Raw genomic sequence first — 6,939 nt, 5'->3', positions numbered from 1 at the left:
GCCGGACCGCCCCCGCCCCGCCGCGCGCACGAGTCAACCGGCCCGCACGAGCCCGTCAGGCCGCACGAGCCCACCGGTCCGTACCAGTCCACCGGTCCGTACGAGTCCGTCGGTCCGCCCCCGCCCCGGGGCTACTCGCCCTCCATGGAGATCCGTCCGGTGTAGATCTCGCCCTGCTCGGGCATCCTGATCCGCACCGGCGCGCCGAACCCGTAGAGCGACGTCGTGGAGGCCACCTTCACGCCCTGGCCCTGGCTGTTGTCGAAGACGAACTCGTGGCGCACCTTGCGCAGCCGGCCCTCGTCGTCGAAGTAGGCGTCGAACGGGACGAGCGGGGTCGCGAAGCCGTTCGCCGCTGCGGTGAGCCGCCGCCGCAGCGGTCCCGCGGCCTGCCTCGCCGCGGCGGTGAGGTCCGTGGTGCCCCGGTAGTGCCGGACGGCGGCGCCGGCGACGCGGGCGGTGCCGACGTAGTCCACCTCCAACGCGCCCCGCAGCAGCTCGGCGGCGATGAGGGGGTCGGTGACGCCGCCGGTCACCAGGTTGCCGTCGCTGAGTTCCGTCGTGTCCACCCGGACCCACTTGTCGTCCGGCACGCCGGCGCCGCGGTTCTTCATGTACAGCTTGCCGGGCGTGATCACCTCGGTGACCGGCCGCAGCACCCGGTCCGGGAGGACGACGGTCAGCTGGCCCACGCGCGCGCGGTAGTCGAACTCGCCGTGGGCGGTGATGGTGAGCCGGGTACCGCCGCTGGCCATCTCCATCGCCGTCCTGGTGCGGGAGGTGCCGGCCCCGGCCAGCGCGTCGGCCGCCGACCGGATCCGGGCGAGCGGGTTGCCGGCGGCCTCGACCGGTGCGGCGGCGGACGTCAGCGCGCCGTCCTCACGCACCGTGCAGGCGGTTGTGGACAGGGCGGTGAGAGTGGTGGTGAGGACAACCACGGCGGTGGCCGTCGCCGCCCGCCTGCGACTCACGTGTCAACCCCCATGTCGACGGTGTGCGGGACCACCAGGGTTAACGACAGGCGAAGCCTCTCGTTACGTTCCTTCACAATCGGCCCGGGACGTCACCCGGTCGCTACCGTGTCGGTGTGCCCTTCGAGTCCGAGCAGGTCACCGCGCAGGCGGCGGCCGAGCACCGTGTCACCACGTCCGAGCGGGGTTCCTTCAGCAGCGCCCGGTGCGCGTGCGGCTGGCGTGGACCCGCGCGACGGGCGCGTTCCAAGGCCCGCGAAGACGCCCTCCACCACCACAGCCGCTAGATCCCGCCCGGGGCCGCTGGTGGGATCCGGCGGCTGTCGGCCATTCGCGGGTGGCTTTCCGGCCACTTGGCGCCCGCCTCTGTCGCCCAGCGTCGTGTGCTGCTTACCTGCTGATCACGGCTGGCCCGTGGCGCAGACCCCTGGCGCCTCCGGCTCTGGCAGCCGTCAGCGTGTGAGCGGAGGAAGGGGCCGACGTGTCGGGACGCGCGCATGGGAGCGCAGCCGAGGACCGGGCGCCGCTTGGCGACGCGGAACGGAACGGGGAAGCGGCAGCGCGACGGGTACTGGTCGCGGACCTGGACGGCACGCTCCTCGGCGGCGACGACGAAGCCCGTCTGCGGCTGCGGCGGGCGCTGCGGCGGCACCCGGAGATCACGGTGGTCTTCGCCACCGGCCGGGGCCTGGCCTCCGTGCGGGCGCTCCTGCGTGAGGACCCGCACCTACCGACGCCACGGTGGATCGTCGCGGACGTCGGCGCGAGCGTCGTCGACGCGTCCGACATGCGGCACGTCACCGCGCTGGAAGGTCCGCTGCGCGCGGGCTGGCCCGGGCACGACCGAGTCCGGCGAGCGCTGCGCCGCTTTCCGCAGCTGCGCTACCAGGAGGGCGTCGCCCAAGAGGGGCGCTGCTCGTACCATCTGGCGCCGGACGGGCTGACCCGCGCGCTCACCGGGGCCGTGGAAGCGCTGGGCTGCTCCTGCTCCTACAGCGAGGAACGGTACTTCGACGTCCTGCCGCCGGGAGCGGGCAAGGGCCAGGCCGTCCGGCGGCTGCTCGACCGACACGGCTGGCGGCGCACCGACCTGCTGGTCGCGGGCGACTCGCTCAACGACCTCTCGCTGTTCCGGCTCGGCGCCAACGGCGTGATCGTGGGCAACGCCGAGGCGGCCCTGAGCGAGCGCGCGCCGCACGACCCGTACACCCACCGCTCCTCCCTCGACGGCGCCGCCGCCATCCTGTCCGCGCTGCGGCGGCTGGGCTGGGTCCGGCCCGCGGCGTCGGTGGTCATCGGCTACCACCGCGCGCCCGCCCGTCTCAGCGGCGGCCGATGGACGCGGCCTACCAGCCCCAACGGCATCCTGCCCACCCTGACCTCCCTACTCGCCGAAAGCCCCGACGCCCCCGACGTCGAAAGCCCCGACGTCGAAAGCCCTGACGTCGATAGCCCTGACGGCGGGAGGCTGGACGCCGTGTGGGCCGCCGCGGTCCCGGTCGCGAAGCCCGACGTCCCTGCGCCCTCCTTCCCCGCCGGCCTGCCCGTGGCCCCGCTGCCCGTGGCGCCGGCCCGCTGGGCGGGCTACTTCCACCGGGCGTGCAAGGAGGCACTGTGGCCGGCCCTGATGTCGCGGCCCGACCTCATCCGCCACAACGCCGCCGACTGGCACGACTACGAGCAGGTCAACGCCGCCTTCGCCCGCCACATCAGCGACCACGCCGTGCACGGCGCGACCGTGTGGCTGCACGACTACAACCTCTGGCTCGTCCCCGGCCTCCTCAAGGACGCCCGCCCCGACCTGGTCGTCGGCGCGTTCCACCACACACCGTTCCCGTCCCCGGAGGTCTTCCGGCGCCTGCCGGCGGCCGAGCAGCTGCGGGCCTCGCTGGCCCGGCTGGACTGGGCGGGATTCCACACCGCCGGCTTCGCCCGTCACTTCGGCCGGCTGCTCGGGGACCACGCCCGCGGGCCACGTGTCGGCGTGCACCCGCTCGGTGTCGACCGGGAGGCCGTCGCGGCACTGGCCCGTTCCCGGACCCCGACCGCCGAGGAGGGCACGCTGGTCCTCTCGGTGGAACGCCTCGACTACGCCAAGGCGCCCGTCCTCAAGGTCCACGCCCTGGCCGCCCTGCTGGAACAGGAGCCCGGGCTGCGCGGCCGACTGCGCTTCCGGCTGGTGTGCCCGCCGCCCGAACCGGGCATCCTCGCCTACGAGGCGACGCGCACCGAACTCGAACGGGCCGTCAGTGCGCTCAACGACCGCTGGCGGCGCCGCGGATGGCAGCCGGTCGAGTACATCCCCCGGGCGCTGCCCTTCAACGAGGTCATGGACCACTACCTGGCGGCCGACGTCTTCTGGGTGACCTCGCTGGCCGACGGGATGAACCTCACGGCGCAGGAGTACCTCGTCGCCCAGGCCGCCACCGCGCGGACCGGCGTTCTCGTCCTCTCGCGGTACACCGGGGCCGCCCGTCAGTTCGGGAAGGCCGCCCTGCTCACCGACCCGCGCCGACCGCACGACCTCGTGGACACCCTGCGTCGCGCGCTGGCCATGCCGCCCGCCCAGCGGCGGCTGAACACCACCCGGCTGGCCCGGCTGCTCAGCGCCCCACCACCGGCCGTCTGGGCGCGGGACGTCGTCGCCGCCATCCGCGCCACCGCCGGGAACGGGCGGCCGGACGTGGTGCCGGGCGGCCGAGGCGGCCCGCGGTGGGCTCACGACCCGACCGCCGCCACGGCATAGCGCCGTCCCGCACAGGCCGTCCCGCACAGGCCTCACGTCCGGGCCGTCAGGTCCGGGGCCGTCACACCCCGGCCGTCACACCCGCGCGTTCGGGTGCCGGGGGGCCGGGTGGGCGCCGGTGTCCGCCCGGCCGGCGGGGGCGCCGGGAGCCTCCCCGGCGGGCGGTGGGCCCGTCCCGTCGTGCCCGGCGTCGATCACGCCCGTCGTGTCGTCGGCGCCCGCGCCGTCCGCGTCGGCGGTCCGCGCGGTGACCAGCCAGCCGGCGCGGGGGGAGGCGGCCATCGCCCGGGTCAGCGGCGTCAGCAGTGCCGAGGCCAGGGGGGACAGCAGCAGCACGACGGCGATGCCGAGCGCGAACCCGCCGACGACGTCCGTGGGGTAGTGCACCCCGGCGTAGACCCGGCCGAAGCCCTGGAACGCGGCGAGCGCCAACGCCAGCGCCCCCCAGCGCCGGTTGACCATGAAGATGCCGACCGCCAGCGCCATGGTGAGGGCGCTGTGGTCGCTCACGAACGAGTACCCGGTCTTGCCCTCGACGAGCACGTTGAGGTCGGGGTGGTCGACGAAGGGTCTTGGTCTCTCGACGAGTTCGCGGATCGGGTAGTTGACGGCGTACGCGACGGACGCGCCGATCGGCGCCCACAGCAGGCCGGCGACGGCGGTCACGGAGTCGGCGCGCCGCCGCGCGCTCCACCACGTCCACAGGCCCAGCGCCATGAGTCCGAAGATGACTCCGTACTCACTCATGAAGCCGAGCAGTGAGCTGAACCACTGCGGTGCCTGTTCGGACCAGCCGTTGACTCGATACAGGAGGTCGACGTCTGGGTCTTCCCATCCAGCCATGAAAACGACCCGTGCCCCTTCACACCTTGGACGCGTACCGTTGGTACGCGCTGCCGCCCCCCGATTTCTGCGTGGCGGTCTCGCCGTCCCGCATCCCGGGAACGTCGTCCGCCGCTCCGGCGTTCCGCGCCCGCCGGAAGATCACCCGGATGTTACTGAAGGGTGACACCGGACGTCCGCGTGGGCCGTCGTGACCGCCCCTGGTGGGGGCCGGCCGGGTCCCGGCCGGGTACCGGCCCCGGTCAGCCGGCGGTCGGTCGGGTCGCTCCGAAGTAGTCGGGGGTGTCGATCGGATCGAAGCGGATCACCGCGCCCGTGTACGGGGCGTCGATCATATAGCCGCCGCCGACGTAGATGCCGACGTGATGGATCGCCCGCCAGTCGTTCAGATCGTGTGAGAAGAACACCAGATCCCCGGGCATCAGTTCGTCCCGTGCGGGGTGGGGGCCGCTGTTCCACTGGTCGTTGGCCACACGTGGCAGGTTGATGCCGACGGAGGCGTAGGCCGCTCGGGTGAGCCCGGAGCAGTCGAAGCGGCCGTTGTCCTCGGGGCCGCCGTTCCCGCCCCACTTGTAGGGGGTGCCGAGCTTCTCCTGGGCGTAGTGGATCGCGCCGGCGGCCTGCCGGGACGGGTCGACGCGGCCGGCCGGCGCCGAGAAGTTCTGTTCCATCTTCCGGATGACGGCGACGTAGTTCTGCGTCTCCCGGTAGGGCGGTACGCCGCCGTAGCGGATGACGGCGTAGGCGCCGGCGTTGTAGGCGGCGAGCATGTTGGCCGTGGGGTCGCCGGGCACGTCCTTGACGTAGCCGGCGAGTTTGCAGTCGTAGGAGGCGGCCGACGGGATGGCGTCCTCCGGGTCCCAGACGTCGGCCCTGCCGTCGCCGTTGGCGTCGAGGCCGTGCGCGGCCCAGGTGCCGGGGATGAACTGGGCGATGCCCTGCGCCTGCGCGGGCGACTGGGCGCGCGGGTTCCAGCCGCTCTCCTGGTACAACTGGGCGGCCAGCAGCGCCGGGTTGATCGCGTCGCAGAGGTTGCCCCACTTCTGCACGAGCGCCGCGTACTGCGCGGGCACGGCGTTCTTGGCGAGGGCGACGGAGGGGCGTGAGCCGCCGACCAGGTTCGACGCGGCGCTGTAGGTGCCGACGACAAGCAGCGCCAGGAAGCAGAACACCATGCCCAGGCCGACACCGGCCGCCATCAACGCCTTTCGCACCCCTCAACCATCGCATCTCATGGCAGAATTCAAGAGGGTTCGCTCGAAAGCGCCCGCAGCACGACCGGCACGGTCACCCACAACACCCAACTGGGGCGGTGAGTTCACATGTTCCTGGCGGCCGACGAAGGCGACATCACCACGATCATCGGCGGAATCGCCCCGGACTGGGGCCCGTTCGGCTCGCTCGGCACCGAGGCGCGGGTGATGATCGAGGTGGTCATGGCGGTCGCGATCCTGATCTGCCTGGGCATCGCGATCTGGGGCGCTGCCAAGCAGCGGATCGGCGCGACGGCGCTGCGCGACACGTTCAGCGCGGAGCAGGGCAAGGGGCTGATCGTCGCCGGGCTGACCGGCGTGTTCATCATCGGCTCCCTCGGCACGCTGTTCACGATCGTCTACGGTATGGCCGTGTAAGTCGATGTAGTCGATCACCACTCTCCGCGCCGGCGCGGAGTTCGGCGCCGGCGCCGCGGCCAGGGGCGTCCGTCGGGGGAGCGGGTGGTGCGGCCCGTCCGAACGGAGCGCCCGGCATGACCATCGTGAACCCCGCACTCGACGACTATCTCGTCGCGCACAGCAGCCCCGCCGACGCCGTGCTGCGGGACCTCGCCGAGGAGACCGCCCGCACCTACCCCGACCAGCTCACCATGCAGATCAGCCACGACGAGGGCGAGCTGCTGACCATGCTGACGCGACTCACCGGCGCCCGACTGGCCGTCGAGGTGGGCACGTTCACGGGGTACTCCTCCGTCTGCGTCGCCCGGGGACTGGCGGACGGCGGCCGGCTGATCGCCTGTGACGTCAGTGAGGAGTGGACGTCCGTCGCCCGCCGCTACTGGGAGCGTGCCGGCGTCGCCGACCGGATCGACCTCAGGATCGCGCCGGCCGCGGACACCCTGCGCGCGCTGCCCGCCGAGCCGCACGTGGACTTCGCCTTTGTCGACGCGGACAAGACGGGCTACCCCGTCTACTACGAGGAGTTGGTGACCCGGCTGCGCCCCGGCGGGCTGATGGTGCTGGACAACGTCCTCCAGCAGGGCCGGGTGGTGGACGAGGCGGAGCAGGGCGCGGCCGTCCGCGCCATCCGCGAGGTGAACGACCGTGTCGCCGCCGACGCGCGGGTGAGCTGCGTGATGCTGCCGATGCGCGACGGTGTCACCCT

At 73.1% G+C, this 6,939-nt stretch carries 7 protein-coding genes; 4 read left to right on the top strand and 3 right to left on the bottom strand.

Annotation, left to right across the window (positions count from 1 at the left end):
* Positions 1–131: 131 nt before the first annotated feature.
* Positions 132–971 (bottom strand): SCO4651 family lipoprotein, encoded by an 840-nt coding sequence (locus tag GL263_RS18105; RefSeq protein WP_182856766.1) that lies wholly within the window; start codon positions 969–971, stop codon positions 132–134.
* Positions 972–1,087: 116 nt separating this feature from the next.
* On the opposite strand from GL263_RS18105, the gene GL263_RS18100 reads away from it, so the two are divergent.
* Complete coding sequence (locus tag GL263_RS18100) at positions 1,088–1,258, top strand: hypothetical protein (protein ID WP_182856765.1); 171 nt, start codon at positions 1,088–1,090, stop codon at positions 1,256–1,258.
* A 194-nt stretch (positions 1,259–1,452) separates the two neighbouring features.
* The gene (locus GL263_RS18095) at positions 1,453–3,717 is read left to right on the top strand and encodes a trehalose-6-phosphate synthase (protein WP_182856764.1); all 2,265 of its coding nucleotides are present in this window, start codon (positions 1,453–1,455) and stop codon (positions 3,715–3,717) included.
* A 75-nt stretch (positions 3,718–3,792) separates the two neighbouring features.
* On the opposite strand, the gene GL263_RS18090 is transcribed toward GL263_RS18095, so the two are convergent.
* On the bottom strand, positions 3,793–4,560 hold the full coding sequence (locus GL263_RS18090; RefSeq protein WP_182856763.1) for a phosphatase PAP2 family protein: 768 nt from the start codon (positions 4,558–4,560) through the stop codon (positions 3,793–3,795).
* Between the two features lie 242 nt (positions 4,561–4,802).
* Positions 4,803–5,759, bottom strand: a complete 957-nt coding sequence (locus GL263_RS18085) for a C40 family peptidase (RefSeq protein WP_182856767.1) — start codon at positions 5,757–5,759, stop codon at positions 4,803–4,805.
* 123 nt (positions 5,760–5,882) lie between these two features.
* Here GL263_RS18085 and GL263_RS18080 point away from each other — a divergent pair, with 123 nt between their 5' ends.
* Both GL263_RS18080 and GL263_RS18075 read left to right on the top strand, forming a co-directional pair.
* The gene (locus GL263_RS18080; RefSeq protein WP_182856762.1) at positions 5,883–6,191 is read left to right on the top strand and encodes a DUF8827 family protein; all 309 of its coding nucleotides are present in this window, start codon (positions 5,883–5,885) and stop codon (positions 6,189–6,191) included.
* A gap of 116 nt (positions 6,192–6,307) precedes the next feature.
* Positions 6,308–6,939 (top strand): O-methyltransferase (locus GL263_RS18075; RefSeq protein ID WP_182856761.1); only part of this gene is annotated, 632 nt, incomplete at its 3' end.

The sequence above is a fragment of the Streptomyces durbertensis genome (assembly GCF_014156695.1).
GTDB lineage: Bacteria > Actinomycetota > Actinomycetes > Streptomycetales > Streptomycetaceae > Streptomyces > Streptomyces durbertensis.
This window is presented reverse-complemented; position numbering and strand designations above follow the sequence as displayed.

Bases quoted from the DNA above. Each gene is read 5' to 3' on its own strand.
- GL263_RS18080 (WP_182856762.1), top strand. From the start codon at position 5,883: ATGTTCCTGGCGGCCGACGAAGGCGACATCACCACGATCATCGGCGGA.
- GL263_RS18085 (WP_182856767.1), bottom strand. From the start codon at position 5,759: ATGGCGGCCGGTGTCGGCCTGGGCATGGTGTTCTGCTTCCTGGCGCTG.
- GL263_RS18090 (WP_182856763.1), bottom strand. From the start codon at position 4,560: ATGGCTGGATGGGAAGACCCAGACGTCGACCTCCTGTATCGAGTCAAC.